This window comes from Shinella sp. BE166 (assembly GCF_051201095.1).
GTDB lineage: Bacteria > Pseudomonadota > Alphaproteobacteria > Rhizobiales > Rhizobiaceae > Shinella > Shinella lacus.
Genome location: NZ_JBPEHL010000004.1, coordinates 298,424 through 319,087, shown reverse-complemented (window position 1 = coordinate 319,087; position 20,664 = coordinate 298,424). Strand labels below are relative to the sequence as shown.

Below are 20,664 nucleotides of genomic sequence, written 5' to 3'. Positions count from 1 at the left end.
GGTGTGTTTTGGAGGCCGCTTCAGGTAATGGCGCCGACCTGCCAGGGGACGAATTCGTTGTCGCCGTAGTCATAGGCTTCGCTGGCCGTCTTGCGGCCGGAGGCGGTGTCGATGACGAATTCGAAGATGCGGCGGCCGGCCTGTTCGATCGTTTCCGTGCCGTCGACGATGGTGCCGCAATTGATGTCCATGTCTTCCTTGATGTGCTCGTACATGGGCGTGTTGGTGGCGATCTTGATGCAGGGCGCCGGCTTGTAGCCGGAGACCGAGCCGCGGCCGGTGGTGAAGGCAACGAGGTTGCAGCCGCCGGCGATCTGGCCGGTGACGGCGGCCGGGTCGTAGCCCGGCGTGTCCATGAAGACGAAGCCCGTCTCCGTCACCTCCTCGGCATATTCGTAGACGGCGTTGAGCGGCATGGAGCCGCCCTTGGCGACGGCGCCGAGCGACTTTTCCAGAATGGTGGTGAGGCCGCCCGCCTTGTTGCCGAAGGACGGGTTGTTGTTGAGCTCGGCATCGTTCCTGGCGGTGTAGTCACGCCACCAGTCGATGCGGGAAAGCAGCTTTTCGGCGACCTCCGGCCGGGCGGCGCGGCGTGTCAAAAGGTGTTCGGCACCGTAGATTTCCGGCGTTTCGGAGAGCACGGTCGTCGCCCCTTCCTTGACCAGGAGGTCCGAGGCGACGCCCAGCGCCGGATTGGCGGAAATGCCGGAATAGCCGTCCGAACCGCCGCATTCGAGCGCCAGCCGAATACCGGAGAGCGGCTGCGGCGTGCGGCGGATGCGGCCGACATCCGGCAGCATGTCGTCGATCATCGCGCAGGCCGCCTCGATCGTCTTGCGCGTGCCGCCCTGTTCCTGGATCATCATCTTGCGGAAGGTCTTTCCCTCCTCCAGCCCGGCCTCTTCGACGAGCGGGCCATACTGAAAGGTCTCGCAACCGAGCCCGATCATCAGGATGCCGCCGAAATTCGGGTTGCGGGCATAGCCCTTGAAGGTGCGCGTCAGGATGCGCCCGCCTTCGGATTTCAGGTTCAGCGCGCAGCCCCCGCCATAGGTGAGGGCCACCACGCCGTCGATGTTCTCGTGGCCGGTCTCGCGGAACTTGCGGGCATAGTGCTCCGCCACATAACGCGAGACCGTGGCGGAACAGTTCACCGTGGAGAGGATGCCGATATAGTTGCGCGTGCCGATGCGGCCATTGCCGCGATCATAGCCCTCGAAGGTGCGGCGCTCGGCCTCCGGCACCATCACCGGCGGGGCGTTGTCGACGCAGAATTCGTGTTTCAGCGCGACGTCGAGAATGGCGAGGTTCTGCAGGTGCACATGTTCGCCGGGACGGATCGCCTTCGTCGCATAACCGATGATCTGGCCGTATTTCAGGATGGGCGCGCCTTCGGCGATCGGCGCGAGCGCCACCTTGTGGCCGCGTGGTATGCGCTCCGCGGCCGTCACGCCGTTGACGAGTGTCCGGCCGGCATCGACATTGCCGGGCGCGACCCCGACATTGTCTTTCGCGTTGAGGACGAGAACGGCGGGAAGTTCGGCGAGCATGGCGGCTCCTGCGGTTGGGTTCGGCGCATTATGCACTCTGTCAGCAAAAGTCAATATCAGGAATTTTGCGCGCCGATGAGGCCAGGTATCTTGGCCTATGCCATCAATTTGTCGTATAATTATTGACTAATTGTATGATGATTTAGCATTGCTTGCGGGAGGCACTTTGGCGGACAAGGCAACGAGACAGGCGCAGCGGTCGCCGGCGCGCCGCCCGCGCGTGCGCCATAACGTGACGGCGGCGATCGGCGCGGATATCTGCGGCGGGCGTTTTCCGCCCGGCACGGTTCTGCCACGCGAAAGCGACCTTTGCGAGACTTACGGCGTCAGCCGCACGGTCATCCGCGAATCGCTGAAGGTGCTGGAGACCAAGGGTCTCGTGCGCGGCCGCCCGCGGGTCGGCACGCTCGTCTGCGACCGGGCGGAATGGAAGGTGCTCGACGCACAGATCCTCGAATGGATGGGGCCGGACGTGCTGTCGGCGGAACTGCTCGGTTCGATCCTCGAAGCGCGCCGCACCGTTGAGCCCGCGGCGGCCTTCCTCGCGGCCTCGCGCGCCACGGCGCAGGAGATCGCCGACCTCGAACGGGCCTGCGACGACATGGGCGATGCGGAAGGCGACCTCGAAGCCTTCACCGCCGCCGATGCCCGCTTTCACGAAACCCTGCTGAAGGCCAGCCACAACAAGGTTTTCCACCAGCTCTCCTCGATCATCCACGCAGCGCTTTCCTATGCGCTGCACGCGTCCAACCGCGCGGCGGTCAAGCGCGACGAGGCGCTAGACGTGCACCGCGAGCTCGTCGATGCGCTGCGCCTGCGCGATGGCGCGCGGGCGGAAACCTGTTCGCGCCACATTCTCGATCTCGCCGCACGCGACCTCTCCCGCCTGATGGGCGATGCCGGCGATCTGAAGACACACTGACGAGGGACGGAAACCCATGAAGATCACGAAGCTCACCACTTACATCGTGCCGCCGCGGTGGCTGTTCCTGAAGGTTGAGACGGACGAGGGTATCATCGGCTGGGGTGAACCGGTGGTGGAAGGCCGCGCGCTGACCGTGCAGGCTGCCGTGGAGGAACTGTCGGACTATCTTATCGGCAAGGACCCGCTGCTGATCGAAGACCATTGGCAGGTCATGTACCGCGGCGGCTTCTATCGCGGCGGGGCGGTGCATATGTCGGCCCTCGCCGGCATCGACCAGGCGTTGTGGGACATCAAGGGCAAGGCCTATGGCCAGCCGATCCATGCGCTCCTCGGCGGGCGGGTGCGCGACAAGATCAAGGTCTATTCGTGGATCGGCGGCGATCGCCCGGCCGACGTCGCCAACAATGCGCGCGAGGTGGTTTCCCGCGGCTTCAAGGCCATCAAGCTCAATGGCTGCGAGGAGATGCAGATCGTCGACACCTGGGACAAGGTGGAGAAGGCGGTGGAAACCATCGCGACGATCCGCGAGGCGGTCGGCCCCTATATCGGCATCGGTGTCGATTTCCATGGCCGCGTGCACCGGCCGATGGCCAAGGTGCTCGCCAAGGAACTCGAACAGTTCAAGCTGATGTTCATCGAGGAGCCGGTGCTGTCGGAAAACCGCGAGGCGCTGAAGGAGATCGCCAACCATTGCTCGACGCCGATTGCCTTGGGGGAACGGCTCTATTCGCGCTGGGACTTCAAGTCGGTGCTGGCGGACGGTTACGTCGACATCCTGCAACCGGATCTCAGCCATGCCGGGGGCATCACGGAATGCCGCAAGATCGCGGCGATGGCGGAGGCCTACGATGTGGCGCTGGCGCCGCATTGCCCGCTGGGTCCGATCGCGCTCGCGGCGTGTTTGCAGGTGGATGCCGTCAGCTACAACGCGTTCATCCAGGAACAGAGCCTCGGCATTCATTACAACAAGGGCAACGACATCCTCGACTACATCTCGAACAAGGAGGTGTTCCATTATGCGGATGGTTTCGTGTCGATCCCGCAGGGGCCGGGCCTCGGCATCGAGGTGGACGAGGCCTATGTCATCGAGCGGGCGAAGGAAGGCCACCGCTGGCGCAACCCCGTCTGGCGTCATGAGGATGGCAGCGTCGCCGAGTGGTAACTGCCCTAAGAACGAATTGGAGAAGCCCGGCCCCGTGCCGGGCTTTTTCATGTCCGCACCTCGGTAGACGGAAGCGCTTCGCATCCCTATGTCATACGGGCAAACACAAAGGAGAGGCACATGCGCCCCATATCTGGTTTCGTCGTCGCGGCACTCGCGGTTCTGGCGCTCGCAGGCTGCAGCACGACCGCAGCCAACAACACGACCTATGCCCGGCCCGCGGATTCGGGCGGCTTTCAGATCCCGCTGAACTGATAGGCGCCATGCAGTTCCGGCCGGATTTCGCCGGGACTGCATCCTAGCTCATTCGAAGCGGCAGTTCGATTGAGGCGCGGTAAAGCCCACCCTCCACCGGACCTGTCGAAAAACGCCACCGGTTTCCGAAACGCGCCTGCAACCGGTCGGCGATGTTCCTGAGACCAACCCCCATGCCCGCGGGCTTGCCATAAGCCGAACCCTTCTCCGGCAGTCCGTTTTCGACGCTCAGCACAAGACGATCCGCCTCCCGCCGCGCTTCCAGCACGATGGTCACCGGTCTGCGCGATGCGGCAACGCCGTGTTTCACCGCATTCTCGATCAGTGGCTGGAGAATGAGGCTTGGAACGAGCGCCGTCTCCAGCCCCGCCGGCAAGCGGATGTCAAAGGCCATGCGGTCTGCAAAGCGTTCGCGCTCGATTTCCAGATAGTCGCGCTGGAGCCCGATCTCGTCGACAAGCGGCACATCATGCAACGGATCGAGCGTGAGCGTCGTCTGGAGAAAGCGCGAGAGCGACAGCACCATGCGGTCCGCCCGCCCGCCCGATCCCTCCTCGATGAGGCCGGCAATGGAATTCAGCGTGTTGAAAAGGAAGTGCGGATTGAGCTCGTAGCGCAGCGCCCGCATTTCCGCATCGAGCTTTCGCCGCTGCGCATTGAGCAGCGAGATTGCGGCGGCATAGAAACCGAAGGCCACGGTGTTCCACATCAGGCCCATGCGGAATTGCAGGATGGCCTTGTCGAAGGTGTCGGCGATCGCAAAGCCGGGCACGCCGGCGCCGCCGGGAAGCACATGCGGGCCGATCGTCATGATGGCGGTGACATCGAAGGCGGCCTGGCTTGCCGCCGTTGCCATCACAGCCAGCACGCCGAAGCCGATCGCCTGTTGCCGCGGCAGGTTTTCCAGGCGTTGAAGCACCTGCGCCAGCAGGAGGGCCAGCAGGATACTGCTCATCCAGCCGGGTGCGAGGATAAGAAATCCGCCCGGCAGCAGCAGGAAATCGTTGATGGAAAGCGCCGTCCAGAGCGTGATCGCCAGAATGAGCGCCTCGCGCGCCCTCATCATGCCCGCCATGGATGCTCCCGAAGCCGCGGTTTCTTTCCCCTGCTATGCCTTGTAAGCCTGCGCAAGAAAATGCCGTGGCTCGCATTGGGCATGAAAAAACCCGGCTCGCTCGCGGCAAGCCGGGTTTTCCTGAAGAGCGTGGCTTGCCTAGTGGCTGTCGGCCAGGCGGGCTGCTTCCACGGCGTCGGCCTGCTCGAAGCGAACGCCGTTGAAGAAGGCGTTCAGCAGCACCGCGACGATGGACGCGAGCACGATGCCCGATTCGATGATCGGGTGGATCGCATGCGGCATCCACATCAGGTAGTTCGGCGCAAGCAGCGGGATCAGGCCGAAGCCGACGGAGACCGCGACCACGAAGAGGTTGTTGCGCGAGGTCTTGAAGTCGACATTCGAGAGGATGCGCACGCCCGTTGCCGCCACCATGCCGAACATCACGAGGCCGGCGCCGCCGAGAACGAAGGTCGGCACGGCTTCCACCAGCGCGCCCATCTTCGGGATGACACCGAGGATGATCATGATGATGCCGGCGGCGACGCAGACGTAGCGGCTCTTCACGCCGGTGACGCCGACGAGGCCGACATTCTGCGAGAAGCTCGTGTAAGGGAAGGTGTTGAACAGGCCGCCGATCATCGTGCCGATGCCATCGACGCGCAAGCCCGCGGTGAGCTGCTGCTGCGACACCGGCCTGTCGGTGATTTCCCCGAGCGCCAGGAACATGCCGGTCGATTCGATCATGACGACGATCATCACGAGCGTCATGGTGGCGATCAGCACCGGATCGAAGATCGGCATGCCGAAGCGCAGCGGTGTGACCACGGCGAACCAGCCGGCATCGGCGACACGGTCGAAATGCATCATGCCGAGGATCGACGCGGCGATGCAGCCGATGACGACACCGGCCAGCACCGCGATGTTGCTGATCAGGCCGCGGCCATAGCGGGCGATGACCAGGATGGAGATCAGCACCAGCGCCGAAAGCGCGATGTGGCTCGGCTCGGCATAGACCGGGTTGGAAACGGTCGGCGCGATGGCGAAACCATCCGGAACGGCGGGACCGCCGGTCTCCGCAAGCGTCTTCATCTGGGCGAGCCACTCGGTATGGGTGGGGTCGATCAGCTTGGGCGCGGTCGGGCCGAAGGGGTTGCCGAAGGTCCAGTTGATGCCCACGCGCATCAGCGACACGCCGATGACGAGGATGATGGTGCCTGTCACCACGGGCGGGAAGAAGCGCAGCAGCCGCCCCATGATGGGCGCGATCAGCAGGGCGACGAAACCGGCCCCGATGATGGCGCCGAAGATCATGCGCGCCCCTTCCGCTCCGGGTGCCATGGTCGCCATGGAGACCATCGGGCCGACGGAAGCGAAGGTGACGCCCATCATGACGGGCAGGCGGATGCCGACATGGCGGCTGATGCCGAGCGACTGGATGATGGTGACCAGGCCGCAGACGAAGAGGTCGGCGGAAATCAGGAAGGCCACGTCCTGCGGGCTCAGCTGCAAGGCCCGCCCGACGATCAGCGGCACCGCGACGGCGCCGCCATACATGACGAGCACATGCTGGATGCCCAGCGTCGCGAGCCTGCTCGCAGGCAGCTTCTCGTCCACCGGGTGTATGCTGGATATGTCGCTCATGGATACTCCTCCCATCACGTCGACCAACCACAGCCCGTCCTCCAACGGGGTGCGCTATCTTTCGCGTCGGGCTTCAAGCCGCAAGTATAGCCAGGCAATAAACACTTTACGCATTCATGGGGAAATCGTTAGTCGCGTATTTCGGTCCTGTGCTGCCCGTATATCGGCAAAGCGGCTGAATTCCCGCCCGTTCGGCGCCGTTTTGTGGCGAAATGCACCAGATGAACGACCATTATCTGACAGCAAAACAGCCCCCGCCGTCAACTCTTTCCTCTATGGCATATGTGTATTGCCACGCAGCCGATCTGAAGGTCATGCGAGAGATGTTGCTGTGCCTGGAGGCTGGGCAAAGCGAAGCCGTGATGATCTCGTCGCCTTCGGCTTTCCCGAGGACGAACGTATCGACGCCAAAACCGCCGGAAAGCTTGTGGTGTGTGATCTGCCCCTCAAGCTGCCAATTCGATAACCGTGAGGTGATCGCGTTTCGAACGGCTCTGGAATCCTTGTCGAGACCGCCAGCATACGATCCGACCAGGCCAGGCTCCTTCCGCCTCGAGGACCATCTGTCGCACGAGCGAAGACACGTTCTCACGATCGTCTCGAAGACCGCATTTGGCTTCCTATCTCGCCCTCCATATACGTGATATCGCTCGGGCAATGACACGTCAGCTTGCGGTAAAGGAGCCGTTTTGATGGCAAACGTTCTTTGGACCAGCATGCTGTATGGCCGGATGTTCCCCTACCCCTATTTGGGTGGCCTGACCAAGCAGGTGAAGCAGGCATCCTCGACGGAACTCGTCATCGATTTCTATAGCGAGTCCGATCTCGAAAACCCTGAAGCGACTATCGTCATTACGGGAAAGGGCCTTTCGAGGAATCTGAACTCTGGAACGGTCGATTCGTTGACCGTCTTCGGGGCAGAGCGACAGCTCTATGGTTTGTTTGACGAGTTGAATGTTGCTTTTAACCCTCTCTGGGAGGCCGTGAACTGGGAAGATAACGACAATCCATTCAGCGATATAGTTCTAGGCGGAAATGACGTCATCACCGGAACGTGGAGAGACGACACCATCAATGGCAATGCGGGACATGATCGAATCCTGGGCGGCTCCGGCGACGACTTTCTGATTGGTTATACCGGGAGGGATACTGTCGAAGGCGGCTCCGGCGACGATTACCTCATCGGCGGAAGTGACGATGACGTGCTGAAAGGCAGTGCCGGAAATGACAGGCTTGAAGGAGGGAGCGGCGCCGACAAACTCTACGGAGGAAGCGGCGCGGACTCGTTTGTGTTCGAGAGCACGAAGGATTCGACGACCAGCGCGAAACGGCGAGATACGATTTTCGATTTCAAGCAGACGCAAAAGGACAAAATCGATCTAACGAAAATCGACGCGAACACCAAGTCGGGCGGCGATCAGGCTTTCAAATTTATCGGGACCGACGGCTTCCATAAGAAGGCCGGCGAATTGCGCTACGAAAAGAAGCAAGGTGATACGTTCGTATTCACTGACGTCAATGGCGACGGGAAAGCCGATTTTTCGATTGTGTTGGATTCTAGCGTAAACCTGAAAGCCAGCGACTTCATCCTTTAGGGCAACAGCGTCGCCGCGTGCGTATGCCAGCGCTCGACGAGCACGTCTTCTCCGACAGTTGCCGCTTTCTGTGGCCCACCACCAAAGCTTTGATCAATCGCCGGTGGCTTCAATTTTTGCCAGCGGTGTCGCAAGGCGGATGTCGTCGATGGCGTGCGGCAATCTCGATTGGTCGGTCGGTCTTGCTGCAAACATTCTTATTTGATGAACCCTAACGCGATCCCGATTGCCGCTGTCTCATGGCTAGGAATTTCGGGCAGAACTTCGAAGTGCTCTGGCTTCATGTTTGCGATGTGGAGCTGCCACGATTTCGCGCCTTTGACTTCGGACTTGTTTCTGAGCCCATCCTTCTTCTCGATTTCGTTCATCTTCTTGACCTTTTTCAACGTCTCGGTGGAATCCGGATTATCATTTCCGACAAGCCAAGGAGCGTTGGAGAACTTCGGCATGGGATTAAACGTGCCCCAGAATGCTTTCGCGTCGACGCGAAGTTTGATCTGCTGAAATTTCGTGAGTTCGTTCCAATCAATACACACGGACGAAAGATGTCGGATGACTTGTGCCAACGTTTGGCCATCAGACATGGCTTTCTGGAAGGTCCCGCGTACCCCCGACTTATCGTCTAGGAATGGGTCGACGGGGCTCCACCACGGTGTCGTTCCCCATTTGCTTGTAATATCGAATTGGCTGAGCTTAAAAAGCTTCGTACCGGCAGGGACCGTGACCACGCGCCAAGATCCGGGAGCGAAACCTGCCTGATGGCTTTTCGGCAGGCTGTAGAAACTAGCGTTTGTATATTCTGCGTTCAGCATGCCGCACCCTTTTCGACAACCATTGACAGCCTCGGTAGACGCCGTTCTCCAAAACAGCTGCGCCGTTACGAATTACCGTAACAGTTTCATCAGTCTGTGCTGTGAAAAAAACACTGCCCAACTCTAAAGACCCAATCTTGTGCTGGGTGCAGCGCATCGAGGCAGACCTTAACGGCAATTTCGACACGAGAGCCGTTTCACCGCAAACGACAGATTTTGGGGAAGTGCTGGGGGCCGGTCTGAAACAGACATTTGCCGCCTTGCTTTCGAACAGTAGCCATTTCTTCGTCTGCTCGGAACGGCAGAGAACTCGGCCAATTATCTCGAAAGAAGGTCCCCGGCGAAAACGCAAATGTTTCCGAAGGGGATCGAATGGTGGGCGTGACAGGGATTGAACCTGTGACCCCTACGATGTCAACGTATTTCCTATAGCACAACATCCCCAAAACCCAGTAAAGGAGAACTTCGCCCATTTCTATTTCGCCAATATACACCAACGTGTGCGGATGAGAACATTGTCTGGCGGTTCAGTGTGCCAAAGGGAACTACGTGCGCTACACCGATAAACTGTCCGCCAACTTCCTCAAATGCGTCGGCGAAAATTTAGCATAGATCCTGGTCGTCGTCTTTATATCGTTGTGGCCTAGAAATTGACTTATCTCCCACATGGAATGCCCATCCTCTGCAAGCCAGACAGCTGCGCTATGTCGTAGCATATGAGGTGACACGTCAGGTCTACCGATCTGCTTGCCCGCTGTCTTCAGACCCTTCTTTATGGATTTCACGGGCTCGCCGGCCCACTCAATGACAAACGGGGTCATCGCCTCGCCCTTGGCCTTCGTCAGGGCCTCCTGGAGCGCCTCGTTCATCGGAACGGTTGCACGCCCTTTCCGCTTCGCCTTGTCGAACGGGTTTCGCAGCTGGATCATCCGGCGAGGAAAGTCCACCCGGTCCCATGTAAGCTGCAACGCGGCCTCTATTCGCGCTCCAGTGCCGATGAGGAGCCGGATGGCAAGGTCTATGTGCGGCGCCTTCGCTGCATCCATCAGGCGCCTGATCTCCGCGCGCGTCAGGAATGCATCCTTAGCCTCCGGCTTCGTCGGCCTCTCTATAGCGGGCACATTGTCGATGAGGCGGTGCTTCTTGGCCCACAGCAAGACCATCCTTAGGTGACCAAGCTCCGTGTGGATGGTGCCGTCACTGATCCCGTTTGGAAAACGATCGGTCTTGACGCGACGTTCAGCAATATGCGCCCGGCAGTCGGCTATAGTTATACCGGCCGCCTCCATGTCCCCGAAGCGGGGCTCAATGGCCTTCCACGTGTGCGTCATCGTTTTTATAACCGCGCGACCGTCTAGATCTATCGTGTAGGCTTTCCAAAGCTCCCTTACTGTCGAACCGGCCGGGCGCGAGAGTTCCGAGTATCGAGCCGGGGCGAGGCGGGCCGCCTCTTTTGCGTCCGCTGTTCCAAGTCGATAACGTCTCCTGACGCCTCGCTCATCATCCCAGGCAATGCAGAATTCGCCTCGGAGCTTGGTAATTCTCCAGTCGGGCATTCAAGCTCCTCCACGTGCTCTCGACGAATACGGAGCAGTTTTTCTCCGATCTTGAAATAGGGCAAGTGCCCTTTTTCGATCATGTTTCTGATGTGCTGTTCCGAACATTGCCAGCGTTCGGCCAGCGTCGTCGGAGTGAATATTTCAGGCTCCTGGTTCATTTTGTCTGCTCCTGTAGTGGAACGGTCGCGGCCTTGTTCTTCATCAAGGCGTTGCGGCTCGTGACCATGGTGTACCCATCGGGGAACCGGACGGCGCACGAATTCATGGTGCCGCGCGCCGTTACCTCGCAGGGCTGGCCTTTGCGGCCCTGGCGGTTCCATCGGTAGATGTAGGGCAGGGCAGCTTCAGCCATCTCCCGGCTCCTTCGACAGAGCGGAGAGGCCAGCAGGGTTTCGAGAGTAATCGCGAAGCGCCTTACCGAAGGCTAGGCGCGCTTCATCCATTCGCTCAGAGTTCGCGGTCATGGTTGACGGCTGGGACACAAGTACCCTTTGGATGCTCGCCTCCAACTTCCCCCATTCGTCAAGCAATCCGTCCAGCGTCATGTCTCGCTCCCTCCTTCCAGAACCTTCAGAGCCGCCTCGTACCGCGGGCGCAGATGCTCCGCTCCGGGCCGGAGGTTGTCGCGGAGGTCGGCGATTTTGACCTTCCGGGCATCGGGGTTGCGGCTGACGCGAAGAATGAAGTCCTCGTAGGTCTCGCCAGGACGGCGGGTGAGGGCGTCAACGGCGTTCACGACGCCCTGCGGGAAATGCGCATCCAGATCGCTCAAGGTGATCGCCGTATCCTCCACCACGTCGTGCAGAACAGCGATGGTCTGCAACGTCTCGTCGGAGAACGTTGAAGCTACCCGGACCGGGTGGAAAATATAGGGTGCGCCGTTCTTGTCGGTCTGGCCGTCGTGGGCCTTGGCGGCCAGCGCTATTGCTCTACTCAGCATCATTTCCTCCTTCCGGCAGATCGTCGGTCGTGGCGGTTGCGTTATGGCGGATGGCGGCGGCGCGGCGGAAGTCCGCGACTGGGATGCTGGGAACAGGCTGGTTCTCGTCGTTCCACTCAAGGAACACGTGAAGCGAATCCGGCTCTCCGTCCCATTCCGGCGCACATTCAGCAAACGGCTCCAGCGCCTTCCGCGCCTCGTCCAGCGCCTTGGTCAGGCGGGATATGTCGGAGCGGAGGGCTTCGATGAGATCGGCGGCTAGCCCCATAATGCGGGTGTCGGCGCCGGTGCATTTGTCCTCCCCCTCAGGAAGACTTCCGCAGAACTTGCATGGCTTGTCGTTGGGCGTCGTCCAATATTCCGGAGAGCGGCGATCGAACGGGCAGATGGGCAGCGGCTGCTTCGACCGCAAAACGTCCACGATATCATCCATGCTGCTGCTCTCCGTTGGGGGTTCCACTCGTGTTTATGGAGGCGCGCTGCCGGGCATAGCTTTCCAGACGCGCCGCATGAGCAGCAGCTCTTTCAGCGTCACGGGCGGCACGGGCGGCGATTTGCTTCTCGGCATAGGCGACGGCCTCTCCACGGGTGGGAAAAGTCTTGCCGCGCTCGCCGTGCCATATCTGGTCCGGACCGCCGTAGAACTTCGTCTGCGCCTGAATGCGCTGGAGGTGGCCAGCCTGTCCGAGGACTTCCGTCCGGCCATTCGGGTGGATGATCAGCGGTTTGTATTCGCCGAGAGATTTGCGAGCGCCGGGCTTCATCGCTGCCCCTCAAACCGTGAGCCGTCGGCGTGCATCCACCGCCACTCGTCGACTTTGCGCTCAAGCTCTTCGATACGCTGGTCGTCGAGGTCGTCGTAATAGGTGTCAGCAAGACGGCAAACGAGACGGTGCAATCGATCTCCGGGGCGGAGCCGCTGGTCCGCCTGGAGATATTCGTCTTTGATGGGTTTCAGATTGTAGCTCATGCTGCCTCGCAGATGATCGAGGAACCGCGGCCGTGGTTCTTGCCGCCGCAGGAGCATTCGCACTTCATGACGCGGCCCGTGGCGTTCATGCAGCGGGCGTCACATTCATGGCGCGACGGGTTGGACTTGTATTCGATCACACGGTCGGCCTTGACGTAGCCAGTCCAGCCCTTTCCGGGAACGAACACCAAATCTTCCTTCGAGATGTAGCCGAAGAAGGAGTTGCGGCCTTCCTGGTAGACGCCGGAGAGTTCTTTTTCGCCTGCAAAATATTTGAATTTGGCCATGTCTTTCGCTCCAATCAGTTTGTGATTGAAGGTATAAGCGATATCGGTTATAAGGTCAATAAGCGATATCGCTTTTATTTTGAGGAGACGGCCTTTGACTCGTTTACCGATATCGGATAGCCCACGACGCATGGGCAGGCCTCCGATGAACGTGACACCAATTCTTGTGCGGCTTCCGGATGACGTGCCGGACCGCATTGACGCGCTTGTCGGCAAGAACCGGCGCGCGCAATTCATCCGAGAGGCGGTCGAAGAGGTGCTTGCTCGGCGTGAAGCGGAAAAAGGCGAAGACTGATTCATTCGCCACCCCCGGTGCCAGTCGTATCTGTGGCGGAGCCCACCTCGGCAGGGCGGAGGGAGGAGAGGGCGGGAGGAGCGGGGAAACGCATCCAGTGGGTGGGCTCGAAATCTTCGGTTTGGCCGTGTTGCCAGTCGTCGCGCTCGTTACCCATCCAATCGCGGATGCGGCCCCACGTTACGTTTGTCGCTCGTCGTCCGGTTTTGGCTGGGTGGAGGTGGTTTACACCCCACAAATCGATTGGGGTCCCATCCTTCGGCGCCGTTTCGATCGGCTGCCATGTCTCCACCACCGCCTCACTGGCATGTGAGTTATCGACGAGAGCGGAGCGGATGCGGGTCTCGTAGTCCTGCTGAGCGGAGGCTTTGGCGGCTTCCTCGGAAGGGTGAACGGCGCGCGTCTCGGGCGCGCTGTCCAGCCACCAAGCCCATGCGCCCGGTGGAGTTGTGCTACACGCGACATATTTCATCCCGGGGAGCGGTTTGGCATAATCAACCACACCAGGCTCCCACGTCAGCCCCTTCACCCTTACCGGCAGCGCCTGATCCGAAAGGGCTGCGGAGAGGGCCAGCCGTGCTTCCTGCGGTGAGAGGTGGACCGGGTTGCCCCGCTCATCTTCGCCAAGAACGACTGCCTTGCATGCAGCCTCAACCATCTCGTCGGTTACTCGCTCATCCCTGCGCATCGGAGCCTCCATTGGTTGGGAAAACCGATCCGAGAAGCAGCATGGTCAAATCGACCTCTTCTTGATTGAGGCCGCCGACGCTACGCGGGTCTGAGTGGTCTTTGCCGTGGCGGATATGGTGTGAAAACCCGGTAATGACGTCGTCGACAAGATTGACGCCACGTCGATTCAATCGGTCAAGGAGCAGCCACCATGTCACAGTGTCCTGCCAGCCGCGCGCCCATGTGACGGCCCGATGTAGGCCGCGAAGCCACCAGGGGCCGAGCATGAGGCGGTGCCCGAGGACATTGGCCGCGAACATCACGGTCTGATCAGTCGGAACCTTGAGAACAGCTACCGACAGATAATTCATGTCAGCGTAGTTATCGTGCCGCATCGGAGCCTCCATTGAGGAGAGTGCGGGCGCGGGATTCAGCGGAAGTCGCGGCGGCGAATGCGGTGGAGACGGTGGACCCGGAAATATCGCCCGGATCGATCATCATTTTCAGAGCAGCGTGGCAACCACGCATGACGTCCCGCAGCTCCGCAATCTCCCGCTCCATCGCCTCCGCCTTACGGGCCAGATCGGCTGCAATGTCCGCACGAATGTAAGCGGGGCTGGTCTCTGTGGCGGCTGCGCAGGTATAGAAGCCGCCGTTGACGCCGTTACCATCCTGCTCGACACGAACCCACGCGGGATGCTGCCCGACATCGAACGAGCCGGCAAGGCGGGCGATTACAGTCACGTGCAGCCCAGGTGCTTTCCGCTCGATAGCGGCTATGTTGTCGGAGGTGGTCATGCTTCGGGTATCCGGATTTTGATGTGTAATTCGGCCTGACATGTGCTATCCTTCTTCCGGATTTCAGTGTGGAAAGGGTGCTACAGTGCTTTACGACGATCAGAGAACAATGCCCCGTTTCGGGCACAACAACCCGCTGTCCGATCAGCTTGCATATTGGGATGGGCATCGATCCGTACGCCTGGCTGAAGAAGACATCGGCTTGGCGACTACGGCGTATTCCTACAAGCTCGGATATGCCGAGCTGACGGAAGCCGCAGAGAGGATCGCGATGCTCTGGAACCTTCATCGTGGCGAGAGCGACGACGATCTGCGTAGGCAGCTTAGCCTCAGAGACTCCACAGCGTAATCCGGTTGAGATATGTGTTCCCTCAAACGAGGGGCGAGCATGGCAAACGGACTTTGGCTTAGGAACTGGAACGTGCTGGACGAAACGGAGCCCGGGACCTTCGACGAGCCGAAGGTCTTCACCGCCGAATGCTCGGAAGCGCCTGAAGCGTGCAAACACTGCGGCGTTATCGGACGGCTTTACAAGCACGGCCCCTTGACGGTCGAGTACAAGGACGCGCCCGCGTTCGGTCACCGTGTTGTCATCAAGGCCGTTGTCCAACGCTATCGTTGTCGCGATTGCGGAAAGACTATGATGCAGCCGCTCCCGGGGATCGACAGCAGAAGGTCGATGACAGAACGGTTGATCCGGTACATCGAGGAGCAATCGATCTACCAGACGGCAGCCAGCCTGGAACGCATCCTCGGCGTTGACGAGAAGACGATCCGCGAGATCGGAGATGCGTATCTCATTCGAGCCATGAAGGCTCATGTCGTCGAAGCCCCGCTCGTCCTCGGCGTTGATGAACTTACGATCCTCGGCAAGAAGCGGTCCATCTTCGTTGATATCGTTGACAAAAAGCTGCTCGACATTATCGACTCGATGGACAAACAGGCTGTCGTTCGCTGGATGAACAACCTCCCGAACAAGGAACGTGTCCAGGTGGTGACAATGGATATGTGGGGCGCGTACCGAAACGTCGTCGCAGAGGTCATGCCGTGGGCAATCTGCGTCGTCGACAAGTGGCACATCGTCAGCAAAGCGAACGGCAAGCTCGACGCCGTCCGCAACCGCTTTCGTCGCACGGCCACGAACAAGCGGGACCGCCGGAACCCGCATCGTGGACGCCGTTTGCTCCACGCGCATGGGAAGAACCTCACCGTCCAGCGACGTTTCCTGTTGGACGGCGTGTTGCTCAACAACCCGCTCCTGAACGATGCCTGGAACGCCAAGGAGGGGTTCTACGCGATCTGGGAAACGAATGATCGGGCCGAGGCCGAGCGGCGATTTGTGGCGTGGGAGAAATCCATTCCGGACACCGTCCCGGAGTTCAAGGACCTCGCCAAGACGGTGCGTGACTGGCATGTCGAGATATTCAACTACTTCAAGCGCCCCTTCACCAACGCCTACACCGAAGCTCGGAACAGGCTTGTGAAAGACTTTGCGCGGGCTGGTCGAGGGTACCGCTTTCCGAAGATCAGAGCGAAGGCGGTGCTGGCCCAGCCACTCACAAGCCAGCCCTTGGTTGTCTGCGAGTTGTGCCTTCGACGATTTGAGAACGACATGAGCCACTCGTCGATCCAAGAGGACCCGAACCATCCGGGCAAGATGCGGCTCTTGTGCCGCCCTTGCACCATTGATGTCCACAATGTGAGGATGATGGATCATTGGGGCTTTTCCACACCTAAATCCGGATAGCCCATGCTTCCGGTCCTTTGGATTGGGAAAGGCCGGACTGCACCAAAGCAGCAATAGTGGCCGAAATGGACTGCCCACGGCGCTCAGCTTCGTCACTGACCCGCTGGAGAAGTTCCGTCGTGAGGTGTGTGCAAATTTTGCGGCGGGCGGTTTCCGGTCCCCACCCGGTGGCAGGGCCTGAGAATTTCCGGGTTTTCCTCATGCTCGCTCCTCGTATAGCTTGCGGCGCGGCAATTCCGGCAGACCTTTGTTGGGGTCGCGGCGCTCGGGCTTCGATGATTTCGGGAATGCCGCGCCGCGCAGAGGTTTTGCCGGACTGGCCTTGAGACCAAGCACGGATTTCGCCACCGCCTTGACCTTCGCCCGCTCCGTCGCCTCGGCTGCCGTCTTATCGGCGTGGCACGCGACACAGGCGATTTGCAGGTTCTTTTCAGCGTGGCGCCCGCCATCAGCCAGCGGCTTGATGTGGTCGAAGTGCTTCGGCTCGCCGGCCAGGATCTTGCGGGTGCAAATCTCGCAAAAGCCCTTGGCGCGGTTCCAGATACGGAGCTTTACGTCACCGGGGATAGCGGCATCGTCGTGCTTGCCAGTCCATTCGGGGATAGCGCGGCTCATGGGTAGTACCTCACAGGATTTGACGCACTGCATCCCTGCGACTGGCAAAAGTCATCAAAGCTCGCCCACTGGCAATCGGCGCACTTGATGCCGAGCGTCTTGTTACGGATAGGCTTGATGGGCTGGCCGTCGTGCCAGGTTGCCGGTACATCGGGGTGGCGCTCCCGACGCGCTAGCTCGCCGCAATAGTCGCACTCGTGCTTGAGGTTGATGTATCTGCCCATCAGAGGCCACTCCTCAGCATGCGCAGCATTTCCCGCTGCTGCTCATCAAGCAGGGGCTTTGTGCTCTTGTGGGACTTGCGGGCGGCCTTGATTTCGGCGCGGCGCGTACGGAGTTTTGGGTTTGCCCGGTAGAGGCGGCGGTCGATGCGCCAGAGGATCCAGGCGTTCACGACGCGACGGATGATCGTGTTCATGCCGCTTCCTCCGCAAAAGCCATCTCCGGCGTAATACCGTAGGTCTGGGCAATCCACTCGATTGCCGTCTCCAGGAACGTGTTGAATTCGCTTTCCGTCATGCTGGCGAAGCTGATCGATTTCGGGACGGCGACGGTGAAGCCCTTAACCATGACCGGCGTGACAAAGCCGGTATGCAGCTTCACAACGTCGTGCAGGGTCTCCGTGGACGGGGCGCAGTGCGTTGCCTTGACGACCTTGCCGAGGAACGACCAGTAGAAACGGAGCTTCGACGGAGAGCGGCCGGTGGAGAGCGCAACCTTGATGCGCTGATCGTGCGGCTGCTGGCGTATCCATTCCCGGTCGGCTTCCATTTCCCCTATGAGGGTGTCGCCGCGGCGTAGGCAGTAGACGGGAGCAAATTCTGACTTAGCCATTGGCTTTCCTCCCGTGATTTTGGTGGTACCCGAAGCATTTTTCGGCAACTTTCCTTGCAAATACTGCATCGCCGTATTCCGGGTAAGCTCCTATAAAGAACGCTCCCTGATCAGATGAGATTTTTGCAATCCACCGGTTGGTTTTCTCTGACCAAAAAATACCAGTGGCCCCTGTGGTATTATCACTCCTAATACATCTATTCCGGCTGTTCTCTCGCCTGTTAACATTTCGAAGGTTGGCAATTCTGTTATCCTTGCGATCACCATTGATGTGGTCGATTTCCCTGGGCCACTCGCCCGTGGCGACAAACCAAGCTAGGCGATGAGCCCGTATGTTTCGCCCGTCTACTTCGATACGCGTGTATCCGTCTGTGCTGGTGTGCCCGGCGATTTTGCCTTTCCACGAAGCGTTGAACACATTCCATGCTCTATCGGATCCGAAGTCCGATCTCGGGCGCTCTTTCCATATGAACAATCCAGTGCTGCTGTCGTAAGACAGGCGTTTCAACACATCTTGCAAGCTTGGCAGCTGTTCGGTCTTGGCCATTTGAGCACCCCCTAAAACGGTATTGTGTCGTCGAAAGGATCAGGGTCGTTGCCGTAGCTGTCCCGCTCAGGTTTCTTCGCCTGCTCGCGCCCGCTGGCCTTCCCGTAGTCCCCGCTCGACTTGTCCTCACCCCTTGGGCTATCGAGCAGCGTCAGAGCGCAGTTGAAGCCTTGAAGGACAACCTCAGTGGAATACCGGTCGTTGCCGGCCTGGTCCTGCCACTTTCTGGTCTGGAGAGCGCCCTCGATATAGATCTTGGAGCCCTTCTTTACGTAGGCCTCGACGATCTTGCACAGGCCTTCGGAGAAGATCACGACCGAAACCCATTCAGTCTTTTCTTTCCGGTTCCCGTCGCCGTCGCGCCACTTTTCGGTAACGGCAAGACGCATATTCGCAATGCGTTTGCCGTTCTGCGTTGATCTAATTTCGGGATCGGCGCCGACGTGGCCGATGAATAGGCATTTATTGAGCATTCTGGTATTCCTCCCGGCTGATCAACTTAGCTTTTTGGGGGTTGTTTAGCGTCCAGAAGCGAACAGTTCCGCTTCCCAAGCACAGTTCTCGTTCTGCTTCATTCATACTTCCATAGACGCGGCCCAAAACGTAAACTGGCTTTGCGCTCACGTTCCGAATACCTTTGGCAGGGCTAGGGCGCCCTTTCTGTTTTGACTTCATCAGGCCGCGCTCCTTCGCCTCCGCCATATTCTCGGCATGAGTTCCTTGGCGAAGATGCTCAGGGTTAATGCAGCTCTTATTGTCGCAGGAGTGCAGGATCGAGAACCCGGCCTTTATCGGCCCGTTATGAAGCTCGTAAGAATACCTATGAGCTGATACGTCACGGCCGAATACTTTCAGCACGCCATATCCGTTACGATATTTATGCCCGGTCCACTCCCAGCATCCAGTTTTATCGTTCTCGGTATATCCGCTGAGCAGTCTCTTGAAGGGAGGGCAGGGAGCGGGCATCACGCGGCCTCCTGCTTCTTGAGTTTAGCCTCGATGGCTTTTTTCACCTCCAGCGCGTCGCCGGAGTTGCGAGCCCAAAACTCGCGCAATGGTTCGCGGTTGGCATCGCGCCACTTGGCAACCTTGTCGGCTGGCTCGGCCTTGATGAATTCGATCGCTCGATCGGCCAACTGACCAACGGGGACGTTTTCCAACGTCCAGTTGTCGCCCCAGGTGACGGTGATTGCGTCCTTTGCTCCTACTGCCTTCAGGCGATGTTCTTCACGTTCGTGCTCAACGATCTCGGTCGCGGATAGATCGAGAACCTTGGCGCGATCCATTTCGGCCTCGTCATAGAGACCGGTGAACTGCTCGGGCCACCCAGCACGCAGGGCCTGCATCTCGGCGCATTTGGCGACCATAAGGCGAGGCATGCGGCACCAGTTGCCGGAACCGTCGAGCACCTTTTTGCCGGTAGGCTTCCTCTTTCCCGCATTTTCGTCGTAGACCCATTCGTCAGAGACGGGCGCGAACTCTTCCCAGAATGCCTGGCCGGCAACCTCGTACCAGTCGCCGGACTTCTGGTCTTGCTTCCAGAGATAGACCGTCGCAGAAACGATACCCTGCGGGTTGAGCGCTGAAATCAGATCCTTGTCGCGCTCGTACTCCGGCGGCTTGCTGGCAGGACGGTAGTCACCGCAGCGCTGCGCAATGACGCGCTGGCCGTCACGGCTTATGATGATCGTGAGTTTGCGCTTGTCGGCCTTATCCTTGGAGAAGACCATAGGGATGATCTGCCCGAGGAAAGGGTCAAGCCCCTTGGCGCGCGCAACTTCCATAAAGAGGTTGAATTCGTCGGCGTTACAGTCCTTCGCAACCGTGTCCTTTACGAGAGACAACTGACGGGCGGTAAGATCGAACTTAGTAATCTCGTTCATCATTTCCTCCTAACTGACAGGGTGTAGGAACCGTTGTCGAGACCAGCGCCCGGGACAGCCTTCTTGTCGTTGAGCGCGCGCAGAACGGCTTTCTTGTCGAGTTTGGGAGCGGGGCGTTCTTGCTCGATCCAAAACTCAGCCGGAATGTCTGGCTCATTGCTGATGATGAGGCCCGGGGCACGCTTCGACAGCGTAACTGTCCCGGTTGTCAGGCGGAACGATGTCTGTTCCGTCGCCAGCATGGCTTGCTCGATCGATGCCCGGATCCGCTCGACGCGTTTCTCGGAAGAAAGCCGGCGGGCGGCGAATTCGCCTTCCTTGGCCTTGAGGCCGACCTGGATCACTTCCTCTTCATCGATGGTGTCCAGCGCCTCGCCAATTGCTTCAAGGAGGCCGGTTTCGCCTTCGATGGCGTCCGCGATCAGCTCCGCGTCGTCGCCGTCGCCGCCGGCGCGAATGTTCAACAGGAGTTTCTTGGCTGCCTCGGTATTGCGGGCGATGGAATACGCTGTGTTCGCCATGA

Annotated in this window: 29 protein-coding genes and 1 pseudogene; 7 read left to right on the top strand and 23 right to left on the bottom strand. The window is 59.7% G+C overall.

Annotated elements, in window-relative coordinates; genetic code table 11:
* Nucleotides 1-20: 20 nt before the first annotated feature.
* A complete protein-coding gene (locus tag J2Y63_RS12305; protein WP_435266298.1) occupies nucleotides 21-1,550 on the bottom strand; it encodes a UxaA family hydrolase in 1,530 nt (509 codons plus the stop codon).
* A 166-nt stretch (nucleotides 1,551-1,716) separates the two neighbouring features.
* On the opposite strand from J2Y63_RS12305, the gene J2Y63_RS12300 reads away from it, so the two are divergent.
* From J2Y63_RS12300 to J2Y63_RS12290, 3 genes are all read left to right on the top strand, one after another.
* On the top strand, nucleotides 1,717-2,472 hold the full coding sequence (locus J2Y63_RS12300) for a FadR/GntR family transcriptional regulator (RefSeq protein ID WP_435266297.1): 756 nt from the start codon (nucleotides 1,717-1,719) through the stop codon (nucleotides 2,470-2,472).
* 16 nt (nucleotides 2,473-2,488) lie between these two features.
* Nucleotides 2,489-3,637: a galactonate dehydratase gene (gene dgoD / locus J2Y63_RS12295; protein WP_435266296.1), complete on the top strand. Its 1,149-nt coding sequence runs from the start codon at nucleotides 2,489-2,491 to the stop codon at nucleotides 3,635-3,637.
* A gap of 120 nt (nucleotides 3,638-3,757) precedes the next feature.
* Nucleotides 3,758-3,892, top strand: a complete 135-nt coding sequence (locus J2Y63_RS12290; RefSeq protein ID WP_256120919.1) for a hypothetical protein — start codon at nucleotides 3,758-3,760, stop codon at nucleotides 3,890-3,892.
* A 43-nt stretch (nucleotides 3,893-3,935) separates the two neighbouring features.
* Here the strand turns inward: J2Y63_RS12290 and J2Y63_RS12285 are convergent, their stop codons facing one another.
* Nucleotides 3,936-4,967, bottom strand: a complete 1,032-nt coding sequence (locus tag J2Y63_RS12285; RefSeq protein WP_435266295.1) for a sensor histidine kinase — start codon at nucleotides 4,965-4,967, stop codon at nucleotides 3,936-3,938.
* Nucleotides 4,968-5,105: 138 nt separating this feature from the next.
* Complete coding sequence (locus J2Y63_RS12280; protein ID WP_435266294.1) at nucleotides 5,106-6,590, bottom strand: nucleobase:cation symporter-2 family protein; 1,485 nt, start codon at nucleotides 6,588-6,590, stop codon at nucleotides 5,106-5,108.
* 692 nt (nucleotides 6,591-7,282) lie between these two features.
* On the opposite strand from J2Y63_RS12280, the gene J2Y63_RS12275 reads away from it, so the two are divergent.
* Nucleotides 7,283-8,185: a M10 family metallopeptidase C-terminal domain-containing protein gene (locus tag J2Y63_RS12275; RefSeq protein WP_435266293.1), complete on the top strand. Its 903-nt coding sequence runs from the start codon at nucleotides 7,283-7,285 to the stop codon at nucleotides 8,183-8,185.
* A 197-nt stretch (nucleotides 8,186-8,382) separates the two neighbouring features.
* On the opposite strand, the gene J2Y63_RS12270 is transcribed toward J2Y63_RS12275, so the two are convergent.
* The 9 genes and pseudogenes from J2Y63_RS12270 to J2Y63_RS12230 all read right to left on the bottom strand — a co-directional run bounded on the left by J2Y63_RS12270 (nucleotide 8,383) and on the right by J2Y63_RS12230 (nucleotide 12,885).
* On the bottom strand, nucleotides 8,383-8,997 hold the full coding sequence (locus tag J2Y63_RS12270; RefSeq protein ID WP_256120923.1) for a hypothetical protein: 615 nt from the start codon (nucleotides 8,995-8,997) through the stop codon (nucleotides 8,383-8,385).
* A gap of 554 nt (nucleotides 8,998-9,551) precedes the next feature.
* Complete coding sequence (locus tag J2Y63_RS12265) at nucleotides 9,552-10,553, bottom strand: tyrosine-type recombinase/integrase (RefSeq protein ID WP_435266292.1); 1,002 nt, start codon at nucleotides 10,551-10,553, stop codon at nucleotides 9,552-9,554.
* Between the two features lie 14 nt (nucleotides 10,554-10,567).
* Nucleotides 10,568-10,714 (bottom strand): annotated as a pseudogene (locus tag J2Y63_RS12260) (helix-turn-helix domain-containing protein); the annotation flags it as partial.
* On the bottom strand, nucleotides 10,711-10,908 hold the full coding sequence (locus J2Y63_RS12255) for a hypothetical protein (protein ID WP_435266291.1): 198 nt from the start codon (nucleotides 10,906-10,908) through the stop codon (nucleotides 10,711-10,713). The gene J2Y63_RS12255 and the pseudogene J2Y63_RS12260, both read right to left, overlap by 4 nt.
* Nucleotides 10,909-11,097: 189 nt before the next feature.
* On the bottom strand, nucleotides 11,098-11,496 hold the full coding sequence (locus J2Y63_RS12250) for an HD domain-containing protein (RefSeq protein WP_435266290.1): 399 nt from the start codon (nucleotides 11,494-11,496) through the stop codon (nucleotides 11,098-11,100).
* The gene (locus J2Y63_RS12245) at nucleotides 11,486-11,929 is read right to left on the bottom strand and encodes a hypothetical protein (protein ID WP_435266289.1); all 444 of its coding nucleotides are present in this window, start codon (nucleotides 11,927-11,929) and stop codon (nucleotides 11,486-11,488) included. Before J2Y63_RS12245 ends, J2Y63_RS12250 begins: the two co-directional genes overlap by 11 nt.
* The gene (locus J2Y63_RS12240) at nucleotides 11,922-12,260 is read right to left on the bottom strand and encodes a hypothetical protein (protein ID WP_435266288.1); all 339 of its coding nucleotides are present in this window, start codon (nucleotides 12,258-12,260) and stop codon (nucleotides 11,922-11,924) included. The genes J2Y63_RS12245 and J2Y63_RS12240 overlap by 8 nt, the downstream gene beginning before the upstream one ends.
* Entirely contained in the window at nucleotides 12,257-12,466 is a 210-nt protein-coding gene (locus tag J2Y63_RS12235) for a hypothetical protein (protein WP_435266287.1), read from the bottom strand. The genes J2Y63_RS12240 and J2Y63_RS12235 overlap by 4 nt, the downstream gene beginning before the upstream one ends.
* On the bottom strand, nucleotides 12,463-12,885 hold the full coding sequence (locus tag J2Y63_RS12230; protein ID WP_435266286.1) for a hypothetical protein: 423 nt from the start codon (nucleotides 12,883-12,885) through the stop codon (nucleotides 12,463-12,465). The genes J2Y63_RS12235 and J2Y63_RS12230 overlap by 4 nt, the downstream gene beginning before the upstream one ends.
* 13 nt (nucleotides 12,886-12,898) lie before the next feature.
* On the opposite strand from J2Y63_RS12230, the gene J2Y63_RS12225 reads away from it, so the two are divergent.
* Nucleotides 12,899-13,048, top strand: coding sequence for a hypothetical protein (locus J2Y63_RS12225; RefSeq protein ID WP_435266285.1), 150 nt, complete (start codon nucleotides 12,899-12,901; stop codon nucleotides 13,046-13,048).
* A gap of 1 nt (nucleotide 13,049) precedes the next feature.
* Here the strand turns inward: J2Y63_RS12225 and J2Y63_RS12220 are convergent, their stop codons facing one another.
* From J2Y63_RS12220 to J2Y63_RS12210, 3 genes are read right to left on the bottom strand one after another with little or no spacing between them, the layout of a single operon-like run.
* The gene (locus J2Y63_RS12220; protein ID WP_435266284.1) at nucleotides 13,050-13,736 is read right to left on the bottom strand and encodes a hypothetical protein; all 687 of its coding nucleotides are present in this window, start codon (nucleotides 13,734-13,736) and stop codon (nucleotides 13,050-13,052) included.
* Complete coding sequence (locus tag J2Y63_RS12215) at nucleotides 13,723-14,112, bottom strand: hypothetical protein (protein ID WP_435266283.1); 390 nt, start codon at nucleotides 14,110-14,112, stop codon at nucleotides 13,723-13,725. Before J2Y63_RS12215 ends, J2Y63_RS12220 begins: the two co-directional genes overlap by 14 nt.
* The gene (locus tag J2Y63_RS12210) at nucleotides 14,099-14,515 is read right to left on the bottom strand and encodes a hypothetical protein (RefSeq protein WP_435266282.1); all 417 of its coding nucleotides are present in this window, start codon (nucleotides 14,513-14,515) and stop codon (nucleotides 14,099-14,101) included. Before J2Y63_RS12210 ends, J2Y63_RS12215 begins: the two co-directional genes overlap by 14 nt.
* Before the next feature lie 85 nt (nucleotides 14,516-14,600).
* On the opposite strand from J2Y63_RS12210, the gene J2Y63_RS12205 reads away from it, so the two are divergent.
* Together J2Y63_RS12205 and J2Y63_RS12200 are read left to right on the top strand one after the other, a co-directional pair.
* Complete coding sequence (locus J2Y63_RS12205; protein WP_435266281.1) at nucleotides 14,601-14,864, top strand: hypothetical protein; 264 nt, start codon at nucleotides 14,601-14,603, stop codon at nucleotides 14,862-14,864.
* A gap of 72 nt (nucleotides 14,865-14,936) precedes the next feature.
* Entirely contained in the window at nucleotides 14,937-16,262 is a 1,326-nt protein-coding gene (locus tag J2Y63_RS12200) for an ISL3 family transposase (protein WP_435266280.1), read from the top strand.
* Between the two features lie 198 nt (nucleotides 16,263-16,460).
* Here the strand turns inward: J2Y63_RS12200 and J2Y63_RS12195 are convergent, their stop codons facing one another.
* From J2Y63_RS12195 to J2Y63_RS12160, 8 genes are all read right to left on the bottom strand, one after another.
* Entirely contained in the window at nucleotides 16,461-16,877 is a 417-nt protein-coding gene (locus tag J2Y63_RS12195; RefSeq protein ID WP_435266279.1) for an HNH endonuclease, read from the bottom strand.
* 223 nt (nucleotides 16,878-17,100) lie between these two features.
* Entirely contained in the window at nucleotides 17,101-17,295 is a 195-nt protein-coding gene (locus J2Y63_RS12190) for a hypothetical protein (RefSeq protein WP_435266278.1), read from the bottom strand.
* Nucleotides 17,292-17,711, bottom strand: a complete 420-nt coding sequence (locus J2Y63_RS12185) for a hypothetical protein (protein ID WP_435266277.1) — start codon at nucleotides 17,709-17,711, stop codon at nucleotides 17,292-17,294. The genes J2Y63_RS12190 and J2Y63_RS12185 overlap by 4 nt, the downstream gene beginning before the upstream one ends.
* Entirely contained in the window at nucleotides 17,704-18,258 is a 555-nt protein-coding gene (locus J2Y63_RS12180; RefSeq protein ID WP_435266276.1) for an HNH endonuclease signature motif containing protein, read from the bottom strand. The genes J2Y63_RS12185 and J2Y63_RS12180 overlap by 8 nt, the downstream gene beginning before the upstream one ends.
* Nucleotides 18,259-18,269: 11 nt before the next feature.
* Entirely contained in the window at nucleotides 18,270-18,731 is a 462-nt protein-coding gene (gene ssb, locus J2Y63_RS12175; RefSeq protein WP_435266275.1) for a single-stranded DNA-binding protein, read from the bottom strand.
* Nucleotides 18,721-19,224, bottom strand: coding sequence for an HNH endonuclease signature motif containing protein (locus J2Y63_RS12170; RefSeq protein ID WP_435266563.1), 504 nt, complete (start codon nucleotides 19,222-19,224; stop codon nucleotides 18,721-18,723). The genes ssb and J2Y63_RS12170 overlap by 11 nt, the downstream gene beginning before the upstream one ends.
* Nucleotides 19,224-20,141: a phage recombination protein Bet gene (bet, locus tag J2Y63_RS12165; RefSeq protein WP_435266274.1), complete on the bottom strand. Its 918-nt coding sequence runs from the start codon at nucleotides 20,139-20,141 to the stop codon at nucleotides 19,224-19,226. The genes J2Y63_RS12170 and bet overlap by 1 nt, the downstream gene beginning before the upstream one ends.
* Nucleotides 20,141-20,662 (bottom strand): siphovirus Gp157 family protein, encoded by a 522-nt coding sequence (locus J2Y63_RS12160; RefSeq protein ID WP_435266273.1) that lies wholly within the window; start codon nucleotides 20,660-20,662, stop codon nucleotides 20,141-20,143. Before J2Y63_RS12160 ends, bet begins: the two co-directional genes overlap by 1 nt.
* Nucleotides 20,663-20,664: the final 2 nt, after the last annotated feature.